Raw genomic sequence first — 17917 nt, 5'->3', positions numbered from 1 at the left:
TTGTGAGGTCCGAGGACTGATCGGCAGATCAGGCCGTCATGACCTCGTACCCCGCGTCGCGGAACGCGGCGAGCGAGGCGTCGTCGGAACCGTCGTCGGTCAGGAGAACGGGGAACAGCTCCGGGCCGCCGACGGCCGCGAACGCCACGGTGCCGATCTTGCTGCTGTCGGTGACGACCACGGCTCGGCGGGCGCGCTCGGCCATCATGCGGTTGACGGCTGCCTCGCGTTCGTCCTGCGTGGTGGCGCCGGCCGCGGCATCCATCCCGTTGACCCCGATGAAGGCGATGTCGAGTCGCACTCCGCGCAGCAGCTGCTCGACGAACGGACCCACCAGCTCGTAGCTGCGCGAGTGGATCACCCCGCCGGTCACGACGACCTTGATGTCGGGTCGGGTGGCGAGCTGGGCGGCGATGTTCACGGCGTTGGTGACGACCGTGATGCCCGGGCCCGCGGCGAGATCGTCCCGAGCGGCGAGCGCTGCGGCGATGGCGGTGGTCGTGGTTCCGCCCGAGAGCCCGACGACCATGCCCGGCGCCACGAGGGCGGCGGCGGCCTGGGCGATGCTCTCCTTCTGCTGCGAGCGCTGGTGGCTCTTATAGCGGATCGGCAGCTCGTAGGCGACCGAGTGGGCGACCGCCCCGCCGTGGGTGCGTGTGAGCAGACGCTGCTCGGCGAGCGAGTCGAGATCACGGCGCGTGGTGGCGGCCGAGGCTCCGAAGCGCTCGACGAGTTCGTCGACGTTCACCTCGCCGTCCGCGGCCAGCAGGTCGAGGATCGCGTTCAGTCGGGCGGCGCGCTTCATGTCACCATCCTGCCCGGCATCGCGTGACTCACCCCGCCACCTCGGTGGACTCGAGGGCGAACAGGCGCAGCATCCGCGCCGCCTCCCCGGCGAGCGCATCGCGCGCAGGGGTGAGGTACTTGCGCGAGTCGACGAGCCTCTCATCGGTGTCGAGGGTCGCGCGGATCGCGCGGGTGAAGAACCCGTTCAGGTGCGTCGAGACGTTGATCTTCGTCATGCCCGCGCGCACGGCGTCGGCGATCACGGCGTCCGAGACTCCCGATGATCCGTGCAGCACCAGGGGAACGGGGAGGGCTTCGCGCAGGCGTGCGATGAGAGCGAGGTCGAGGGATGCCGTGCGGTCCGTCATGGCGTGCGACGAGCCCACCGCGACGGCGAGTGCATCGACGCCGGTCGCGGTCACGAACGCCCGCGCCTCGTCGGGGTCGGTGCGCACGCCCGGTGCGTGGGCGCCGTCCTTGCCGCCGACCTCGCCCAGCTCGCCCTCGACGTAGACGCCTGCCGCGTGCGCCCGCTCGGCGACGGCAGCGGTCAGCGCCACGTTCTCGTCGTACGGCAGCGCACCGCCGTCGAACATGACCGAGCCGAAACCCAGCGCGATGGCCTCGTCGACGAGCTCGGGGCGCTCGGCGTGATCCAGGTGCACCGCGACCGGGGTCTGCGCGCGCCGCGCGACGGCGAGCGTCGCCAGAGCGATCGGCTCGAGGCCGCCGTGGTAGTCGGCGCAGTTCTGCGAGATCTGCAGGATCACCGGCAGTCCGGCGTCGGCAGAGGCGCGTACGAGCCCCTCGGCGGTCTCGAGGTGGATCACGTTGAAGGCGCCGATGCCGGTGCCGCGGGCTGCGGCATCCGTCACGAGCTCTCGGGCGGAGACCAGGGTCACAGAGGGTCCTCTCGAACGGGGGAATCGTAGGGTGTGACGACGAGGCGCTCCTCGAGCGCCGCCCAGTCGTCGGAGATCTCGCCGGCGAGCGGCATGAGCACAGCGGCGGCCGACCACGCGGTGGCGCGTCGCAGAACGGTCTCGGGATCACGGACGCCGTCGGCATAGAGCACCGCGCACGCGGCCACTCCCGCGTCGCCCGCACCGGTCGGGTTGCCGGCCAGCGGGGCATCGAGGCGCGCATGCAGCACGTCGGAGGCCGTGACGGCGAGCATGCCCTCGGCGCCGAGTGACAGCAGCACGAGATCGACACCGCGCTCGATCAGCGAGCGGGCACCGCCGACCGGGTCGGTGATGCCGGTCGCCTCGACGAGCTCGGCGGCGTTGGGCTTGAGCACGGATGCTCCGGCATCCGCCGCGTGCAGGAGAGCCGCACCCGAGGTGTCGACGATCACGGGCACACCGGCGTCCCGCGCCGTGCCGATCAGCAGCGGAAGCAGCGTCTCAGGAGCACCGGGCGGCAGGCTGCCCGAGACCACGAGCACGCGCGCGCCGGGAAGGGCATCGACGACCTCGCCCAGCATCGCAGCCCACTCGGGGTCGGAGGGGTTCACGCCCCGCTCGTTCACGATCGTCGTTTCGCCGAGGGTCTCGTCGACCAGCGCGATGCTCTGCCGTGTCGCTCCGACCACGGGGACCAGGCGATGGGGCACGCCGCTGGCCCCGAGCTCTGCGGCGAGCTCGACACCGCTGCGACCGCCTGCCGTCGACACGGCGAGCACCGAGGCGCCCTGCGCGTGGGCGACCCGGGCGACGTTCAGGCCTTTGCCGCCGGCACGCACCGCACCGGCATCCGCTCGGTGGGTCTCGCCGAGGGTCAGTCGCTCGACGTGCCAGGTGAGGTCGAGCGCGGGGTTCGGGGTGACGGTGAGGATCATGCCAGCTCCCTCGCGCGCAGCGCCGCGCCCAGGATGCCGGCATTGCCCGACAGCTCCGCCGGCACGAGCTCAGGAAGGCGATGGAAGCTCAGACGCTCCGCCAGTCGTGCCCGCAGCTCGTCGAAGAGCGCTCCCCCGGCGCGGGAGAGTCCGCCACCGATCACGATCGCCTCGGGGGCGATGACGGCGGTGAGCTGCGCGAGGGACAGGGCGAGAGCGTCGAGCGCCGAGTCCCAGATCTCGGAGGCGACGCGGTCGCCGGCCGCCGCGCGGGCGATCACGTCCTTCGCGCCGTCAGGGCTGATTCCGGTCGCCTCGTGATAGCGGCGAGCGATGGCGCCGGCAGACGCGACGACCTCGAGGCACCCGCGCGCACCGCACGCGCACACCGGTCCGTCGGCGATCGGCGAGTGGCCGATCTCGCCCGCGTAGCCGCCGGCGGTGTACGGCTCGCCACCCACCAACAGGGCGCCCGCGATGCCCGTGCCGATGACCAGCACGACGGAATTCGAGTAGGCGCGGGCGCCGCCGAGGCGGTGCTCGGCCCAGCTCGCCGCCCGCACGTCGTGATCGAACGCGACGGGCAGACCGAGCTTCTCCGACGCGAGGTCGCGCAGCGGCGAGTTCCGCCAGCCGAGATTGCTCGCGAAGACGCCGAGGCCGGCCTCCGCGTCGACGATCCCCGGCACCACGAGTCCTGCCGCCTGCGGCACGACATCGGGGTGGTCGGCCCGCAGTTCGGCGGCGAGCACGCCCAGGCGCTCGATCAGCACCTCCGTGCGGTCGCCCTCGGCGACGGGGGTCGGCGTGCGGCGGAGGCCGAGAGCCGTGCCGTCGGCATCGAACAGCGCCGACTTGATGTCGGTGCCGCCCACGTCGAACGCCAGCACCGGCGCGCCGTGACCGAGCGGGCGCGCGGCGGCGAGCCGCTCGCCCGACGCGTCGCTCACGACGTCGGCGATGCTCGCGGCATCCTCAGTGCTGGTCATCGATCGCTCCGCTGATGGGTCGGGTCATGCATCCAGGATGACGGATCGCGTGAGGTTGCGCGGCTGGTCGGGGTCGAGCCCGCGGGCGACGGCCCTGTCGAGGGCGACGCGGTGCAGGCGCACGAGGTCGGCGAGCGGGTCGACCGGATGCTGCACGAAGCGGGCCCCGGTGGCCTCGACCTGCGCGGCCAGGCCTTCGGGCGCCTCGCCGAACTGCCAGGTGACGCGGCCGGGGGCGGCGATCGCGATCGGACCGTGGCGGTACTCCATCGACGGGTACGACTCGGTCCACGACTGCGACGACTCGCGCATCTTCAGCGCGGCCTCGTGCGCGAGGCCGACCGTCCACCCACGGCCGAGGAACGAGTACTGCTCGGCGTCGCGGAGCTCGTCGTCGTAGTCCGCCGTGAGCACGGCGGCCGCATCCGCGATCGCCGCGGTGAGGTCCTCACCCAGCGAGGCACGGAAGAGTGCCAGGGCCGTGGTCGCGAAGCGGGTCTGCACCACCGACTTCTCATCGGCGAAGGGCAGCAGCACGGCGTCGTCGACGAGCGAGACGAGCGGCGATGTCTCGTCGCCGATCACGCCGATCGTGGGAACGCGGCCCTTGATGCGCTCGACCAGCTCGAGCACCTCGGTCGTCGTGCCCGAACGCGTCAGTGCGACGACCGCGTCGTAGCCGCGGTCGACGAACGACTCGGATGCGGCGAACGCATCGGTCTCGCCCTGGCCCGCGGTCTCGCGGAGGAACGCGTAGGACTGCGCCATGAACCACGAGGTTCCGCAGCCGACGACGGCGATGCGGGCTCCGGATGCCGGGAGCAGCGCCTGCGCGTCGCGGAGATCCGCCGCGCGGGCCCAGGTCTCAGGCTGCGAATTCAGTTCTTCGCGCATGTGTGCGCCGGGCAGAAGTTCGGTCATGTCGGGCCCTCCGGACCAGATGTTGCAAGTTTGTGATTGTTTAGCGGCTTATTCGATCATAGTATGTCGACATTAGGAATCGTTGCAAGGTTCCTCTTGATTTGTTTATTCTCCTGACAAATAATCGAACAAGTTCCACCGCCCCTCCGGAGATCCGGTCCATGGAGGGTTCCTCGAGCCGACCCGGCTTGAACCGATCGTCCCGCCACCGGGGGAGGCGATCACACGCATCGTCGCGTGCTGTGCTTGCGACTGTGCACCACCTACACAGTGAGGAATGCAATACACATGAAGAAGTCACTGCGATTCGGTGCTGTCGCTCTTGCGGCCACCGCCACGCTCACGCTCGCTTCGTGCGGGTTCGGCGGCTCGACAGGAGGCGGCGGAGACGCCGAGGGCGAGACGACGCTCAACCTTCTGGTCCCCAGCTACTCCGACGCCACCAAGGGCCTGTGGGAAGACGTGATCGAGGGTTTCGAGAAGGAGAACCCTGACATCACGGTCGACCTCGAGGTGCAGTCATGGGACAACCTCGAGAAGGTCGTCTCCACCAAGATCCAGGCCGGCGAGGCTCCCGACATCTACAACGGCGGTCCGTTCGCCGGATTCGTCGGCGACGAACTGCTCTACCCGGTCGAAGACGTCGTCTCGGAGGAGACCTACTCCGACTTCCAGGACGCGTTCCTCGCGAACGCCGAGGTCGACGGCACGGCCTACGCCCTGCCGCTGATCGCATCGGCCCGTGCGCTTTTCGTCAACAACGCGCTGCTCGAGCAGGCCGGCGTCGAGGCTCCGACGACCTGGGACGAGCTGCTCGACGCTGCGACCAAGGTGTCGGCACTCGGTGGCGGCGTGGCCGGCTACGGCATGCCCCTCGGCTCCGAAGAGGCTCAGGCCGAAGCGGCCGTGTGGCTGTGGGGCGGCGGCGGATCGTTCGGCGACGCGTCCGAGATCACGATCGACACCCCCGAGAACCTCGAAGGTGCCGAGCAGATCAAGAAGATGATCGACGCCGGTGCGACGCAGGCCGACCCCGGCTCGACGCAGCGCTCGCCCCTGATGGACATCTTCATCCAGGGCAAGATCGGCATGCAGGTCGGCCTGCCGCCGACGGTCGGCCAGATCGAAGAGGGCAACCCCGAGCTCGACTACTCGATCGTCCCGATCCCGACGAAGGACGGTTCGCCCTTCACCCTCGGCGTCATGGACCAGCTGATGGCCTTCCAGAACGACGGCGACAAGCAGGAGGCGATCACCGCCTTCTTCGACTACTACTACTCGGCAGACGTGTACGTGCCGTGGGTGCAGGCAGAGGGCTTCCTGCCCGTCACCAAGTCCGGTGCCGAGCAGCTCGCCGGTGAGGAGGCGCTCGCCCCGTTCCTCGAGGTCCTGCCCGACGCGCAGTTCTACCCGTCGACGAATGAGAAGTGGTCGGCCACCGACGGCGCCTTCAAGTCGCTGTTCGGCCAGCTGCAGTCGAAGCCGGCCCAGGACGTCCTGGCCGAGATCCAGGCACAGGTCGACGCGGGCTGAGCCCCGCAGACGGAGAGGTTCGGGTATCCCATGAGCCAGACGAAAGAATCCTCGAACCTCGCGGGGGCGGCCACCGGCCGCCCCCGCACCCCGGGCCGCCGATCGGGCGCCGCCCGCGGCAAGCCGGGAGGGAAGGACCTGCTCCAGGCGCTGCCCTGGATCGCGCCCGCCCTGCTCCTCATCATCGGCGTGGTCCTGTTCCCCGCCGGGGTGATGTTCTTCAACTCCACCCGTGACATCTCGCTCTCGGGCCTCGACAAGGGCTCGGTCGGCTTCGACAACTTCGTGACCGTGTTCACGTTCGCCGAGTTCTGGCCGATCATGTTCCGCACGATCATCTGGGTCGTCGCGGTGGTGACCTTCACCGTGATGATCTCGCTCGGGCTCGCGCAGATCCTCAACAAGGCCTTCCCCGGTCGCCAGATCGTCCGCATGGCCGTGATCGTGCCGTGGGCGGCATCCGTCGTGATGACGACGATGGTCTTCTACTACAGCCTCGAGCCGTACTTCGGCGTCTTCAACAAGTTCCTCTACGACATCGGGCTCGCAGACGACGCGGTCGGCTACGGCTGGACCAAGAACCCGGCCACCGCCTTCGCCTGGTCGATCGTTATCGCGATCTTCGTCTCGCTGCCGTTCACGACCTACACGATCCTCGCGGGGCTCCAGACGGTTCCGGCTGACACCCTCGAGGCCGCGAAGATGGACGGCGCCGGCGCGACCCGCACCTACTGGACGGTCGTCGTGCCCCAGCTGCGCAGCGCCCTCGCCGTCGCGATCCTCATCAACATCATCAACGTCTTCAACTCGCTGCCGATCCTCAAGGTGATGACCGGGTCGATCCCCGGATACGGCGCCGACACGATCATGACGATGATCTTCAAGTACATCGAGCTGCAGAAGAAAGTCGACGTCGCGAGCGCACTCTCGGTCGTCGCCTTCCTCATCGTGATCGTGATCGTCGCGATCTACGTCAAGGCCGTCAAGCCCATGAAGGAGGTCTGATCATGACCCTGACCGAGACCGCCCTCGTCACCACCGCGGGCGATGACGCCGCCCCTCGCATCCCCGGACGCAAGCGCCGCTACACCGAGGACCAGGTCACGCTGCCCCGCGTCATCCTGCGCATGGCAGCCGGCATCCTGGTGCTCGCGATCTTCGTGCTGCCGTACCTGATCATGTTCTTCGGCTCCGTGAAGACGAAGTCGCAGATCCGCTCGGTCGACCCGACGTACCTGCCGATCGAGTGGCACTGGGAGAACTACATCTCGATGTGGTCGACCCCCGAGACGCCGCTGCCCTACAACCTCATCTCGACGATCATCATCGCCGTGTTCGCGACGCTGCTCGTGCTGCTGGTCTCGCTGCCCGCGGCCTACTACACCGCCCGCTTCAAGTTCCCCGGGCGCATGGTCTTCCTGTTCCTGGTGATCGTGACGCAGATGCTGCAGCCGGCCGTGCTCACCTCGGGCCTGTTCCGCCAGTTCACGGTGCTCGGACTCAGCGACACGTGGGCGGCGATGATCTTCATCAACGCCGCGTTCAACCTGTCGTTCGCGGTGTGGATCATGCACTCGTTCTTCGCGGGCATCCCGAAGGAGATCGACGAGGCCGCCCAGATCGACGGCGCGGGGCGCTTCACCGTGCTGTTCAAGATCAACCTGCCGCTCGTCTGGCCGGGCATCGTGACGGCCATCGTCTTCACGTTCGTCGCCTGCTGGAACGAGTTCGCCGCATCGCTCGTCATCCTCTCGACCGACAAGAACCAGCCGCTCTCGGTCGCATTGACCAAGTTCGTCGGTCAGTACGAGACGAGCTGGCAGTACGTGTTCGGCGTCTCGATCGTCGCGATCCTGCCCGTCGTCATCCTGTTCATGCTCATCGAGAAGCGCCTCGTCGGCGGCCTGACCGCCGGCAGCGTCAAGTAGACCTCGGGCCCGTCGCGGGGCGTCCGGTTCGCAGTTCGTGCCGCCGGGCGCACCCGCGAGCGGCACGAACTGCGACGGGAACCTCGACTCTGACGCCTACCGCGCAGGCAGCTCGACCCCGGTCGCGTCAGCGAGGGCCGCGAGGAGCCGCTCCTGGAAGGATGTGTCGTCGACGGCCGGGTGGGGTGTGCGCCGCTCGCCGTGGTACCAGTATCCGCCGGTGACGTCGAGACGCGGCTCGGTCGCGAGGCGCTCCTGCGTCTCATGCCCGAGATCGAAGTCGTCGGGGGCGCCGGCACCGCCCATCTTCGTCGGCACCCATCCAGGATCGACCGAGTCGGCCGCGACGCGAGGCGCCCACCGTCGGGCGACCGCCGCCGACAGAGCCGTGACGAACAGCTTGCTGTCGGAGTAGCTGGCCGTCGTCCGCGAGCCGTCCCAGTCGAGCTCCGTGAGATCGGTCGAGCCGCCGCGATGCATCCCGCTGCTGAGGTAGACGTGACGTGTGGGCGTGCGCAGCAGCGCGGTGAGCAGGTAGGGACTGACCACGTTGACGGGCAGGATGCCGGACCCCGAGATGACACCGGCGTTGTGGATGACCGCGTCGACCTCCGCTCCCCCGTTCAGCTCGTCGGCGACATCCCTGACGGCGCGGCGATCCGTGAGGTCGGCGATGACGAGATCGGCACCGCGATCCGTCAGCGATGAGACGGCGGCTGCTCGATCCGCGCTGCGCGCGTGGACGATCACCCGATGGCCCTGGTCGAGAAGTGCGGCGGCCGTCGCGCGGCCGAGACCGTCGGTGGAGCCCGTGACGAGGATGCGTGTCATGACCCCATCCTCTCGCGATGCTCAGCATCCTCTCCACCGACAGGAGTCAACCGCTCCCGGTACTCTGGCACGGTCGACTCCGCCATCCGGCGCGGTGAGACGGGGGGATCACATGACCTGGCAGGATGCGGGGCGCGTCGAGAGGCGGCCGACGGAAGACGCTCACCCCGGGTGGGGGTGGGGCGTGGTGCTGGTGCCCGTGGCCGTCGGACTCGCGGCTCTCGGGCTGTTCTTCATCCGTGAGCTCGACCCCGGGATGGGCACCGTGATCGGCGTCGCGCTCATCGCCTGGGCCGTGTCTCTCGCGATGCCGTTCTTCGTCATCGCCTGGTACGCCGTGCAGGCTGCGTGGAAGGCATCACGCGAAGAGCGCGGGCAGACGTTCGCCGCACCGTCGCACGCGCTGCGGCGCATCGGGTTCGGCATGCGCTGGAGCTTCCGCGCACGCGGCACGCTCTTCAATCCCGCGTCGTACGACGGACCCGACCTGCCGATACTCGTCGTGGGCAAGGTGGTGCACATCCTCGCGATCGTCGTCCTGGTGATCGCCGGGCTCGTCGCCGCTCTCGTCGGGATCGCCTCGCGCTGAGCGGGATCCCGCATCCTCCGATGCGTCGTTGCCGATCCGCGAATCAGGATGCCGGAACGGATGCCGCGCGCAGCTGCGCGGGACTCCAGCGGACCCCGAGCGCGCTCGACAGCGCCACCTGTGCGACCCCCGTCGAGATCGACGCGTCGGCATCCGCGAAACGCACCGGAACGTTCGCGGTGCCCGTCGCCGTGTAGTCGATCTCCGCCTGCACGAGGCCGAGGAACGGGTCTCCGAGCGCGCGCGCCGGCCCCCCGATCACGACCTCGGCCGCGTCGAGCACTGCGGCGATGAGCTTGATGGTGCGCGCGAGTGCGCGTGCGCCCTCAGCCAGCTTCTCCTCATCGGCAGACGCGGCCAGCGCGGTGATCGCCTCGTCATCCATGGCGTCATCGAAGTCGTCGCCCAGCATCGCCGTCATCGACGACGCCGATTCCAGGCATCCCTGGCGTCCGCAGCGACACGCGCGCGCATCCTCGCCGAACTGCACCTGGACGTGACCGATCTCGCCCGCGCGGTCTCGTGGGCCCGGTGCGAGTTCGCCGTCGAGAGTCACCGCCGCACCGATCCCGGTGCCGATGTGGATGAACAGCCGGTATCCGGACGACTCATCCTCTCGGGCCGCTTCGGCGATCGCCTCGGCATCCACGTCGTTCACGAGAAGGACGGGAACCGAGAGCAGGCGCTCGAAGCGCTCGGCGAGCGGCACGTCGGTCCATCCGAGCTGCACGCTCTCGAACACGCGGCGGCCGTCTGTCGTTCCGGGAAGCTGCACGCCCGCGACAAGCAGCCGTCCGGCGTATTCGGCAGCGATCTCCGTCAGCGCAGCGTCGAGCATTCGCACCCGTGATTCATCGGAGAACGCGACTCGCCGCGTCTCGACCTCGGTGCCGTCGAGCGCGACCAGAGCGATGCGCGCATCGGTCGGTCGGATCACGAGCACCAGGATGACGTGATGCTCGGCCTCGATGCTCAGCGTGGTCGCGCGTTTGCCGCCCGTGCTGGCGGCCTGCTCGCCGTCGACGACCAGCTGCAGCTCGATGAGCTCGGCGACCAGCGACGAGGCCGTCGCCGCAGTCAGGCCGGTGGCTCGGGCGATCCCCGCCCGGGTCTCGGAGCCCGGGTTGCGGAAGACCAGCTGCAGCGCCCGGCGCAGGTTCGCGCGGCGGACCGAGGCCTGGGTGTCGAGTGCGTCATCGCCGTTCAGCATGGTGCCGGTCCCGGTGCAGGAATCAGTTGACAGACCTGGTGGTTCTGCGTACCCTCGGTCATAGTTTATTCAATAAACTTAGTTCGGTCCCCGGGCGAGTGAGTGCTGCACACACTGTCACTCGCTCGGAAGGCCGGATCATCGTCCTTCGGCGGCTTCGGTGTGATGGCGGATCACTTCGGCCACGACGAAGTTGAACCACTTCTCGGCGAACTCCGGATCGAGATGCGCCTGCTCGGCGAGTGCCTTGAGCCGCGCGACCTGCTGTTCCTCGCGACCCGGATCGGATGCCGGCATCTCGTGCTCGGCTTTGAGCTGACCGACCTGCTGCGTGGCGCGGAAGCGCTCGGCGAGCATGAAGATGAGTGCGGCGTCGATGTTGTCGATGCTCGAACGCAGTCGGAGGAGTTCAGCTCGGGGGTCTTCGGCGGCGGTCATGCCCCCTACTCTACGGAAACACGCGGCAGAACGACCCCACCCTGAAGGGGGGATGCCTCCCGGATGGACCCGCGCTCGGCCGCTATCGTGAGCACATGAGCCGAGAAGAGCAGGACCCGTCGAAGAGCGCGTCTGCTGCCGCATCCGAACCCTCCTCGGCACCCGACGTCGCAGCGTCGATCACCGAAGCATCCGCCGACACCCCGGGGTCCGCGAGCTCCCCCGCAGGAGACACCGCCGTTCCGGCGATCTCCCCGCACACCCCGAAGACGTCGCCGGCAGTTCATCACGGGGTCGTCGAGCCGATGACTCCGAGCCGCTCGTTCTGGACGCGCATCGACCGGCCTTTCGTGTTCGGATTCCTGGTGACGATCGGCGGCCTCGCCGCCATCGTGCTCGGTCTGGCCGTCGCGAACCTGTCGACCGTGCTCATCTACATCGCCCTGGCACTGTTCGCCGCCCTCGGCCTCGACCCCACCGTGCGCTTCCTCGAGCGGCGCGGGCTGTCTCGCGCCATCTCGGTGGTCGTCGCGATCCTCGGGCTCGTGATCGTGGCAGGTCTCGTCGTGTGGATGGTGCTGCCGGTCGTGATCGACCAGGTCGCGAGCTTCGTGAGGTCGGTGCCGGGGATGATCCAGGAGTTCACCCGCAGCGACATCTACGCGACGCTCGACGCCCAGTTCGGCGACCAGTTCCAGGACCTCGTCGCGGATGTGCAGACGTTCCTCACCGACCCGGGAAACATCGCCGCGATCGGCGGAGGAGCGCTGCAGGTCGGCGCCTCGATCGCCAACGCCATCTCGGGCATCATCGTGGTGCTCGTGCTCACGCTCTACTTCGTCGCGACGCTGCCGTCGATTAAGTCGGGGATGCTCCGCCTCGCTCCCGCACGTGACCGCGCGCGCGCAAGCGACATCACCGAGCAGATCACCGATTCCGTGGGCGCCTACGTGATGGGAATGGTCGTGCTCGCGTTCTGCAACGCCGTGCTCACGTTCCTGCTGTACGTGTTCCTCGGGCTGCCGTTCCCACCGCTGATGGCGACGGTCGCCTTTTGCATCACCCTGATCCCGCTCGTGGGCTCTGTGATCTTCTGGATCATCGGCACCGGCATCGCGCTGTTCAGCGACCCGATCGCAGCACTCGTCTTCGCTCTCATCTACGTCGTGTACATGCAGATCGAGGCCTACGTCATCACCCCGCGCGTCATGAACAAGGCCGTCGCCGTTCCGGGTGCCCTCGTCGTGATCGGCGCCCTCGCCGGCGGCACGCTGCTCGGCCTCCTCGGCGCTCTCGTGGCGGTGCCGGTCGCGGCATCCATCCTCATCGTGATCAAACAGGTGCTGATACCCCGGCAGGACGCCAGGGTCTAGGCAGTCCCTGGACGCAGAAGTGCCCGGCCCCCTGAAGGGCCGGGCACTTCTGTGAGGACGACTCAGGTCAGACGAGGTCGTTGTCAGCGAGCCACTTCTTCGCGATGTCCGCGGAGGACTGCTCCTCGACCGTGCTGAGCACGTTGAGGGCGACGAGCTCCTCGCCGGTCAGCTTGGCGCTGATGGCGTTGAGGACATCGGAGACGTCGTCGGCGATGTCGCTCGAGACGATCGGCACGACGTTCGACGAGATGATCAGGTTCTCGGGGTCTTCGAGAGCGACGATCTCCTCGGTCTCGAAAGCCGGGTCGGCGGTGTAGATGTCGGCGACCTGGATCTGCCCGGCGAGCAGCGACTCGAGCGTGGTCGGGCCGGTGGCCGAGAACGTCAGGTCGACGCCGTAGACCTCTTTAGCCTTGGCCGGGCTGTACGGACGCTGCTCGAACTCCGGAGCCGCACCGATCGTGACCTCGGAGGTCACCTTCGAGAGGTCGCCGATCGTCTTCAGGTCGTTCTCCTCGGCGAAGCTCTTCAGCACCGTGTAGGAGTCCTGATCGGTCGCCTCGGCGAAGTCGAGAGCGGTCAGGCTCTCGGGAAGGGCCTCCTGCAGCGCCGCGTAGACGTCGTCAGGGCTCGTGACGTCGACCTCGTCATCCGAGATGTACTCGAGCAGGCTGCCCGTGTACTCGGGGAAGACGTCGATGTCACCCGACTCGACATCCGGCATGTACGCGTCACGCTGGCCGATGCTGAGCTGCTTCTCGACGTCGAAGCCGGCGGCCTCGAGCGCCTGGGCGTAGATCTCGGCGATGATCTCGTTGGAGTAGTACGCCTGCGAGCCGACGACGATCGTGTCGCCGCTGCCCGAGCTCTCACCGGAGTCGGACGGCTCGTCGAGCGGATTGCTCGACGAGCAGGCGGACAGGGCGAGTGCAGCCGCGGCGACAAGACCGACGGCGAAGACAGAGCGCTTGCCTCGTGCTGTGAACATTGACTTCCTCTTTTCTGAAACTGCTGTGGGGGACTGCTGCTGTGTGGAACTGCTGCTGTGTGGAACTGCGCGGTAGGGACGGAGGAGCCGGTGCGCGATCAGGCCGTGGCCGGAGCCGCGGCGGGAGCGAGGTCGCGCGACCGGCGACGGGTGGGACGGCCGGCACGGAGCCCCGCCGGCACCGCGGCGTGCTGGGCTGCGGCGAGGATCAGGTCGACGAGCAGCGCCAGCGTGGCCACGAGGATCGCCCCGGCCAGCACCTGATCGAACTTCTGCAGGGGAATGCCCTGGATGATCGGCCAGCCGAGGCCGCCGAGATTCACGTAGGCGGCGATCGTGACGGTCGCGATGACCTGAAGGAGGGCTGAGCGGAGGCCGCCGACGAGCAGAGGCAGTCCGAGCGGCACCTCGACCTTCCAGAAGATCTGCCAGCCGGTCATGCCCATCGCCTTGGCCGAATCGATCACGCGGCGATCGATCGCCTCGAGCCCCGTATACGCGCCGGCGAGCAGCGAGGGGATCGCGAGCAGAACGAAGGTGATGATGGCCGCCTGCGGCACACGCAGCACGCCGAGCAGGAGGACGAGCAGGATCATCAGGCCGAACGCGGGAATCGCTCGCGCCGCGCCGGAGATCGCGACCGCGACCTCGCGCCCCTTGCCCGTGTGGCCGATCAGCCAGCCGATCGGCACCGCGATCACCGCGGCGATCAGCACCGAGATCACCGTCAGGGCGAGATGCTCGGCCAGCAGCTTGGGCAGCGCGTAGTTTCCCGTCCACTGCTCGGGAGCGAGCATCCAGGCGAAGGCCTCGGCGAAGAGATTCATGCCGGGGCCCCCAGCGCGATCGGGCGAGACGCGACCTTCTTCGAGGCGGCGCGAGTCCACGGCATCAGCGCGCGACCGATCAGCAGCAGGATCAGATCGATCACGAGGGCGATGATGACCACGGCGACGACGCCCGCGAACACCTCGGCGATGATGCGCCGGTCGAGGCCGTTCGTGAACAGGTAGCCGAGGTTGGTCACGCCGATCAGGATGCCGACCGTGGCGAGCGAGATGGTGCTGACGGCCGTCACGCGGAGTCCGGCGAGGATCACCGGACCGGCGAGCGGGAACTCCACCGCCCAGAATCTGCGGAAGGCGGCGAAGCCCGTCGCCGTCGCCGCCTGGCGCACATCGTCATCGACCGAATCGAGACCGTCGGAGACCGCGCGCACCAGGATCGCGATCGCATAGATCGTGAGCGCGATGACGAGATTCGACTCGCTCCGGGCCGAATACCCGGCGACCGAGGGCAGCAGGATGAGCAGCGCGAGCGACGGGATCGTGTAGAGCAGACCGGTGAGCACGATGATCGGGCCGCGCACCAGGCGGAAACGCCACGCGACCCAGCCGAGCGGGAGCGACAGCACGAAACCGAGCACGATAGGGATGACGCTCTGACGCAGATGCACCAGAGTCAGATCGAGGATCAACCCGAGGTTGTCGGTGACCCAGTTCACGCGCCCTCGCCCTGCACAGCGCCGAGGGCGGCGGCATCCGGCCCCGCCAGGGGACCGTCGGACGTCTCGGCCGCCGCGACGATCGCACCCTGCGTGCGCCCCTCGGAGTCGACCACGACGGTGCCGTGCGGGGTCTCTTTGAGGTGCAGGGCCCGACGCCCACGGTCGGCTCCGATGAACGAGGCGACGAAGTCGTCTGCCGGGTTCTCGATGATCTCGCTCGGGCTGCCCACCTGCACGATGCGCGCGCCCTTGTCGAGGATCACGACCTGATCGCCGAGCAGGAAGGCCTCGTCGATGTCGTGGGTGACGAACACGACGGTCTTGTCGAGCTCGTGCTGCAACCGCAGCGTCTCCTGCTGCAGGTCGGCGCGCACGATCGGGTCGACGGCGCCGAAGGGCTCGTCCATCAGCAGGATGTTCGGATCCGCCGCAAGACCGCGGGCCACACCCACACGCTGCTGCTGACCGCCCGAGAGCTGACTGGGATACCGGTCGGCGAGTGACTGGTCGAGCCCCACCGTCTTGAGCAGCTCACGCGCGCGCTCGTGCGCCGGCCCCTTCTTCACGCCGGTCAGACGCAGCACGGTGGCGACGTTGTCGATCACCGTGAAGTGCGGCATCAGGCCGGAGTTCTGCATGACGTAGCCGATGCGGCGGCGCAGGGCGACGGGGTCGCCGCCGAGCACGCTCTCGCCGTCGATCTCGACCTCGCCCGAGGTCGGCTCGACCATGCGGTTGATCATGCGCAGCAGAGTGGTCTTGCCGCATCCCGAGGATCCGACGAACACCGTCGTCTTGCGGGACGGCAGCACCAGGCTGAAGTCCTTCACGGCGGTCGTGCCATCGGGGAACTGCTTGGTGACGTTGCGGAACTCGATCACGATTTACTACTCTCCGGTCGATCGATCGACGAGGCGCGCATCAGCGCCTCGACTGCGGCATACAGAGGTCATGCAGAGACCTCGACCCGCGGGTCGAAGGCGACGAAGCCCGAGAAGTCCTTGCCCACACGGTCGAAGGCGCTCGGATACGGCGTCGGATACGACCAGGCGTAGTCGGTGTGCAGCTCGCCACCGGCCTGGACGGAGAAGTACTGGGCGGCGCCCTTCCACGGGCATGTGTACGGAGTGGGGCTCTCGACGAGCACGCCCTCCGTGATGGATGCCGGCGGGAAATACCAGTTTCCCTCGATGCGCGCGAGATCGCTCTCGTCGGCTTCGGCGATGACGGTTCCTGCGAGTACAGCCTTCATGGTCCTGCCTCCTCGGATGTGTGTTCGAGCGTATAAGAGGTGTGCGACATTCGGCCGGGGGTTGTGCCGGAGGTCGTCAATGTGGGAAACAATCCTGCTCCGGGCGCGCCCATCGCGCCAGTCTCTCGTCGGTTGTTCGGAGCGGATGCTGAAACGGATGGGCCGTGCGGCGTCCGTCGTCGGCATCCGTCCGATGGGCTCAGGCCGAGTCCCTCCCGTAGGACTCGAGCAGTCGCAGCCAGATCTCGCTGATCGTCGGGTACGCCGGAACGGCGTGCCACAGGCGGGCGATCGGCACCTCGCCGACGATCGCGACCGTGGCTGTCTGCACGAGCTCGGCGACCTCGGGGCCGACGAAGGTCGCTCCGATGATCACGTCGCGCTCCTTGTCGATCACGAGGCGGGCCTGCCCCTCGAAGCCGTCCTCGTAGAGACTCGCGCCGGCGACAGAACCCAGGTCGTAATCGACGACGGCGACGTCGGTTCCGGCCTTGCGGGCCTCTGCCTCGGTATGCCCGACCGAGGCGACCTCGGGGAACGAGAAGGTCACCTGAGGGGCGCCCGCGCTGTCCGCGGTGGCGACGTGACGACCCCAGGCCGCATCGTCGACGTCCTCGCCCTTGGCGCGCGCCGCGATCACGTCGCCCGCTGCTCGCGCCTGATACTTGCCCTGGTGCGTGAGCAGCACACGACCGTTCACATCGCCGACCGCATAGAGCCAGTCGGATCCGGGAACACGCAGCGTGTCGTCGACCGTGATCCAGCGACCGGGCTCGAGACCCGCGACGTCGAGGCCGATGTCGCCGCTGCGAGGAGACCGGCCGGTCGCCACGAGGACTTCGGCAGCCGTGACCGTCGACCCGTCGTCGAGCACGATCTCGACTCCCTCGTCGCCTCGCGTCACGCTGGTCGTGCCGGTGTCGGTGCGGACGTCGACACCGAGCTCCTTCAGCCCGGCCGCGACGCGCTCCCCGGCGAACGGCTCCATCGAACCCAGCAGACCGCTGCGGGCGATGATCGTCACCGTCGAACCGAGGGCCGCATAAGCCGTGGCCATCTCGACCGCCACGACCCCGCCGCCGATCACGGCCAGCGACTCGGGCAGCTCCTCTGCGCTGGTCGCCTCGCGGCTGGTCCAGGGGGACGAGTCGCGCAGGCCCTCGATGGGCGGGATCACGGCATCCGATCCGGTGCTGATCGCGACGGCGTGGCGGGCCCGGAGCACGCGGGTGCCGCCGTCGGCATCCGTCACCGTCACCTCGCGCTCACCCGTCAGACGACCGTGCCCGCGGGCGAGGTCGATGCCGGCGGAGTCGAGCCACTTCACCTGTCCGTCATCCGACCAGTTGCTCGTGAACGAGTCGCGGCGGTCGAACACCGCGCGCACGTCGAGCGACCCCGTCACCGCCTCGGCCGAGCCCTTGACCTTCTGCGCGGCTCGCAGCGCCTGGGCCGGACGCAGCAGCGCCTTCGACGGCATGCATGCCCAGTACGAGCACTCACCGCCGACCAGCTCGCTCTCGACGATGATCGCGGTCAGTCCGTTCTGCACGGCGCGGTCGGCGACGTTCTCGCCCACCGGCCCGCCGCCCAGCACGATCAGGTCGTAGTCGTCGGTCTTCTCAGCAGTCATGGGGTGCACCTCTCCGTCGCCCAGTCTTGCTCAAGTCCAACGTCGAGTCACGGGGTGGTTGTTCCGCGACGCGCCGTCGGGCGCGTTGCCGGCCTG

Annotated in this window: 19 protein-coding genes; 5 read left to right on the top strand and 14 right to left on the bottom strand. The window is 68.5% G+C overall.

Going from position 1 to position 17917, the window contains the following annotated elements; translation table 11 throughout:
- Window positions 1-28: 28 nt before the first annotated feature.
- From BMW26_RS00635 to BMW26_RS00615, 5 genes are read right to left on the bottom strand one after another with little or no spacing between them, the layout of a single operon-like run.
- Window positions 29-805: a DeoR/GlpR family DNA-binding transcription regulator gene (locus BMW26_RS00635; RefSeq protein ID WP_056275914.1), complete on the bottom strand. Its 777-nt coding sequence runs from the start codon at window positions 803-805 to the stop codon at window positions 29-31.
- A 28-nt stretch (window positions 806-833) separates the two neighbouring features.
- The gene (locus tag BMW26_RS00630; RefSeq protein WP_072590457.1) at window positions 834-1688 is read right to left on the bottom strand and encodes a class II fructose-bisphosphate aldolase; all 855 of its coding nucleotides are present in this window, start codon (window positions 1686-1688) and stop codon (window positions 834-836) included.
- Window positions 1685-2626, bottom strand: coding sequence for a 1-phosphofructokinase family hexose kinase (locus BMW26_RS00625; RefSeq protein WP_072590456.1), 942 nt, complete (start codon window positions 2624-2626; stop codon window positions 1685-1687). The genes BMW26_RS00630 and BMW26_RS00625 overlap by 4 nt, the downstream gene beginning before the upstream one ends.
- Window positions 2623-3615 carry an ROK family protein gene (locus BMW26_RS00620; RefSeq protein ID WP_083569245.1) on the bottom strand — a complete coding sequence of 331 codons (993 nt, stop codon included), beginning with the start codon at window positions 3613-3615 and terminating at the stop codon, window positions 2623-2625. Before BMW26_RS00620 ends, BMW26_RS00625 begins: the two co-directional genes overlap by 4 nt.
- Window positions 3616-3639: 24 nt before the next feature.
- Window positions 3640-4536, bottom strand: coding sequence for an SIS domain-containing protein (locus BMW26_RS00615; protein ID WP_053098349.1), 897 nt, complete (start codon window positions 4534-4536; stop codon window positions 3640-3642).
- A gap of 288 nt (window positions 4537-4824) precedes the next feature.
- Here BMW26_RS00615 and BMW26_RS00610 point away from each other — a divergent pair, with 288 nt between their 5' ends.
- From BMW26_RS00610 to BMW26_RS00600, 3 genes are read left to right on the top strand one after another with little or no spacing between them, the layout of a single operon-like run.
- The gene (locus tag BMW26_RS00610) at window positions 4825-6069 is read left to right on the top strand and encodes an extracellular solute-binding protein (RefSeq protein ID WP_056275906.1); all 1245 of its coding nucleotides are present in this window, start codon (window positions 4825-4827) and stop codon (window positions 6067-6069) included.
- 30 nt (window positions 6070-6099) lie between these two features.
- Window positions 6100-7074: a carbohydrate ABC transporter permease gene (locus tag BMW26_RS00605; protein WP_053098347.1), complete on the top strand. Its 975-nt coding sequence runs from the start codon at window positions 6100-6102 to the stop codon at window positions 7072-7074.
- 2 nt (window positions 7075-7076) lie between these two features.
- Window positions 7077-7997 (top strand): carbohydrate ABC transporter permease, encoded by a 921-nt coding sequence (locus BMW26_RS00600; RefSeq protein WP_171821966.1) that lies wholly within the window; start codon window positions 7077-7079, stop codon window positions 7995-7997.
- A 96-nt stretch (window positions 7998-8093) separates the two neighbouring features.
- Here BMW26_RS00600 and BMW26_RS00595 read toward each other — a convergent pair whose 3' ends face one another.
- The gene (locus BMW26_RS00595) at window positions 8094-8828 is read right to left on the bottom strand and encodes an SDR family NAD(P)-dependent oxidoreductase (RefSeq protein WP_072590455.1); all 735 of its coding nucleotides are present in this window, start codon (window positions 8826-8828) and stop codon (window positions 8094-8096) included.
- Between the two features lie 112 nt (window positions 8829-8940).
- Between BMW26_RS00595 and BMW26_RS00590 the strand changes: the two genes are divergently transcribed.
- Window positions 8941-9417: a hypothetical protein gene (locus BMW26_RS00590; RefSeq protein WP_072590454.1), complete on the top strand. Its 477-nt coding sequence runs from the start codon at window positions 8941-8943 to the stop codon at window positions 9415-9417.
- 43 nt (window positions 9418-9460) lie between these two features.
- Here BMW26_RS00590 and BMW26_RS00585 read toward each other — a convergent pair whose 3' ends face one another.
- Window positions 9461-10627 carry an ROK family protein gene (locus tag BMW26_RS00585; protein WP_053098344.1) on the bottom strand — a complete coding sequence of 389 codons (1167 nt, stop codon included), beginning with the start codon at window positions 10625-10627 and terminating at the stop codon, window positions 9461-9463.
- 138 nt (window positions 10628-10765) lie between these two features.
- Window positions 10766-11065 carry a chorismate mutase gene (locus BMW26_RS00580; protein ID WP_053098343.1) on the bottom strand — a complete coding sequence of 100 codons (300 nt, stop codon included), beginning with the start codon at window positions 11063-11065 and terminating at the stop codon, window positions 10766-10768.
- Window positions 11066-11160: 95 nt separating this feature from the next.
- On the opposite strand from BMW26_RS00580, the gene BMW26_RS00575 reads away from it, so the two are divergent.
- Window positions 11161-12438 carry an AI-2E family transporter gene (locus BMW26_RS00575; protein WP_072590453.1) on the top strand — a complete coding sequence of 426 codons (1278 nt, stop codon included), beginning with the start codon at window positions 11161-11163 and terminating at the stop codon, window positions 12436-12438.
- A gap of 67 nt (window positions 12439-12505) precedes the next feature.
- Here BMW26_RS00575 and BMW26_RS00570 read toward each other — a convergent pair whose 3' ends face one another.
- The 6 genes from BMW26_RS00570 to BMW26_RS00545 form a co-directional block, all read right to left on the bottom strand.
- Window positions 12506-13429, bottom strand: coding sequence for an ABC transporter substrate-binding protein (locus BMW26_RS00570; protein WP_056275893.1), 924 nt, complete (start codon window positions 13427-13429; stop codon window positions 12506-12508).
- 98 nt (window positions 13430-13527) lie between these two features.
- A complete protein-coding gene (locus BMW26_RS00565) occupies window positions 13528-14256 on the bottom strand; it encodes an ABC transporter permease (protein ID WP_053099329.1) in 729 nt (242 codons plus the stop codon).
- The gene (locus BMW26_RS00560) at window positions 14253-14933 is read right to left on the bottom strand and encodes an ABC transporter permease (protein ID WP_072590452.1); all 681 of its coding nucleotides are present in this window, start codon (window positions 14931-14933) and stop codon (window positions 14253-14255) included. Before BMW26_RS00560 ends, BMW26_RS00565 begins: the two co-directional genes overlap by 4 nt.
- Window positions 14930-15817 (bottom strand): ABC transporter ATP-binding protein, encoded by an 888-nt coding sequence (locus BMW26_RS00555; protein ID WP_053098339.1) that lies wholly within the window; start codon window positions 15815-15817, stop codon window positions 14930-14932. The genes BMW26_RS00560 and BMW26_RS00555 overlap by 4 nt, the downstream gene beginning before the upstream one ends.
- Before the next feature lie 68 nt (window positions 15818-15885).
- Window positions 15886-16188, bottom strand: a complete 303-nt coding sequence (locus BMW26_RS00550; RefSeq protein WP_056275888.1) for a DUF427 domain-containing protein — start codon at window positions 16186-16188, stop codon at window positions 15886-15888.
- Window positions 16189-16387: 199 nt separating this feature from the next.
- Window positions 16388-17821 (bottom strand): dihydrolipoyl dehydrogenase family protein, encoded by a 1434-nt coding sequence (locus BMW26_RS00545; protein WP_072590451.1) that lies wholly within the window; start codon window positions 17819-17821, stop codon window positions 16388-16390.
- Window positions 17822-17917 lie beyond the last annotated feature (96 nt).

The sequence above is a fragment of the Microbacterium sp. 1.5R genome, from assembly GCF_001889265.1.
In the GTDB taxonomy this organism is placed as follows: Bacteria; Actinomycetota; Actinomycetes; order Actinomycetales; family Microbacteriaceae; genus Microbacterium.
The sequence above is the reverse complement of the archived record's forward strand: the minus strand, read 5'-3'. Positions and strand labels throughout refer to the sequence as shown.

Bases quoted from the DNA above. Each gene is read 5' to 3' on its own strand.
- BMW26_RS00585 (WP_053098344.1), bottom strand. From the start codon at position 10,627: ATGCTGAACGGCGATGACGCACTCGACACCCAGGCCTCGGTCCGCCGC.
- BMW26_RS00590 (WP_072590454.1), top strand. From the start codon at position 8,941: ATGACCTGGCAGGATGCGGGGCGCGTCGAGAGGCGGCCGACGGAAGAC.
- BMW26_RS00625 (WP_072590456.1), bottom strand. From the start codon at position 2,626: ATGATCCTCACCGTCACCCCGAACCCCGCGCTCGACCTCACCTGGCAC.
- BMW26_RS00600 (WP_171821966.1), top strand. From the start codon at position 7,077: ATGACCCTGACCGAGACCGCCCTCGTCACCACCGCGGGCGATGACGCC.
- BMW26_RS00620 (WP_083569245.1), bottom strand. From the start codon at position 3,615: ATGACCAGCACTGAGGATGCCGCGAGCATCGCCGACGTCGTGAGCGAC.
- BMW26_RS00610 (WP_056275906.1), top strand. From the start codon at position 4,825: ATGAAGAAGTCACTGCGATTCGGTGCTGTCGCTCTTGCGGCCACCGCC.
- BMW26_RS00580 (WP_053098343.1), bottom strand. From the start codon at position 11,065: ATGACCGCCGCCGAAGACCCCCGAGCTGAACTCCTCCGACTGCGTTCG.
- BMW26_RS00575 (WP_072590453.1), top strand. From the start codon at position 11,161: ATGAGCCGAGAAGAGCAGGACCCGTCGAAGAGCGCGTCTGCTGCCGCA.
- BMW26_RS00565 (WP_053099329.1), bottom strand. From the start codon at position 14,256: ATGAATCTCTTCGCCGAGGCCTTCGCCTGGATGCTCGCTCCCGAGCAG.
- BMW26_RS00570 (WP_056275893.1), bottom strand. From the start codon at position 13,429: ATGTTCACAGCACGAGGCAAGCGCTCTGTCTTCGCCGTCGGTCTTGTC.
- BMW26_RS00545 (WP_072590451.1), bottom strand. From the start codon at position 17,821: ATGACTGCTGAGAAGACCGACGACTACGACCTGATCGTGCTGGGCGGC.
- BMW26_RS00635 (WP_056275914.1), bottom strand. From the start codon at position 805: ATGAAGCGCGCCGCCCGACTGAACGCGATCCTCGACCTGCTGGCCGCG.
- BMW26_RS00595 (WP_072590455.1), bottom strand. From the start codon at position 8,828: ATGACACGCATCCTCGTCACGGGCTCCACCGACGGTCTCGGCCGCGCG.
- BMW26_RS00615 (WP_053098349.1), bottom strand. From the start codon at position 4,536: ATGACCGAACTTCTGCCCGGCGCACACATGCGCGAAGAACTGAATTCG.
- BMW26_RS00550 (WP_056275888.1), bottom strand. From the start codon at position 16,188: ATGAAGGCTGTACTCGCAGGAACCGTCATCGCCGAAGCCGACGAGAGC.
- BMW26_RS00605 (WP_053098347.1), top strand. From the start codon at position 6,100: ATGAGCCAGACGAAAGAATCCTCGAACCTCGCGGGGGCGGCCACCGGC.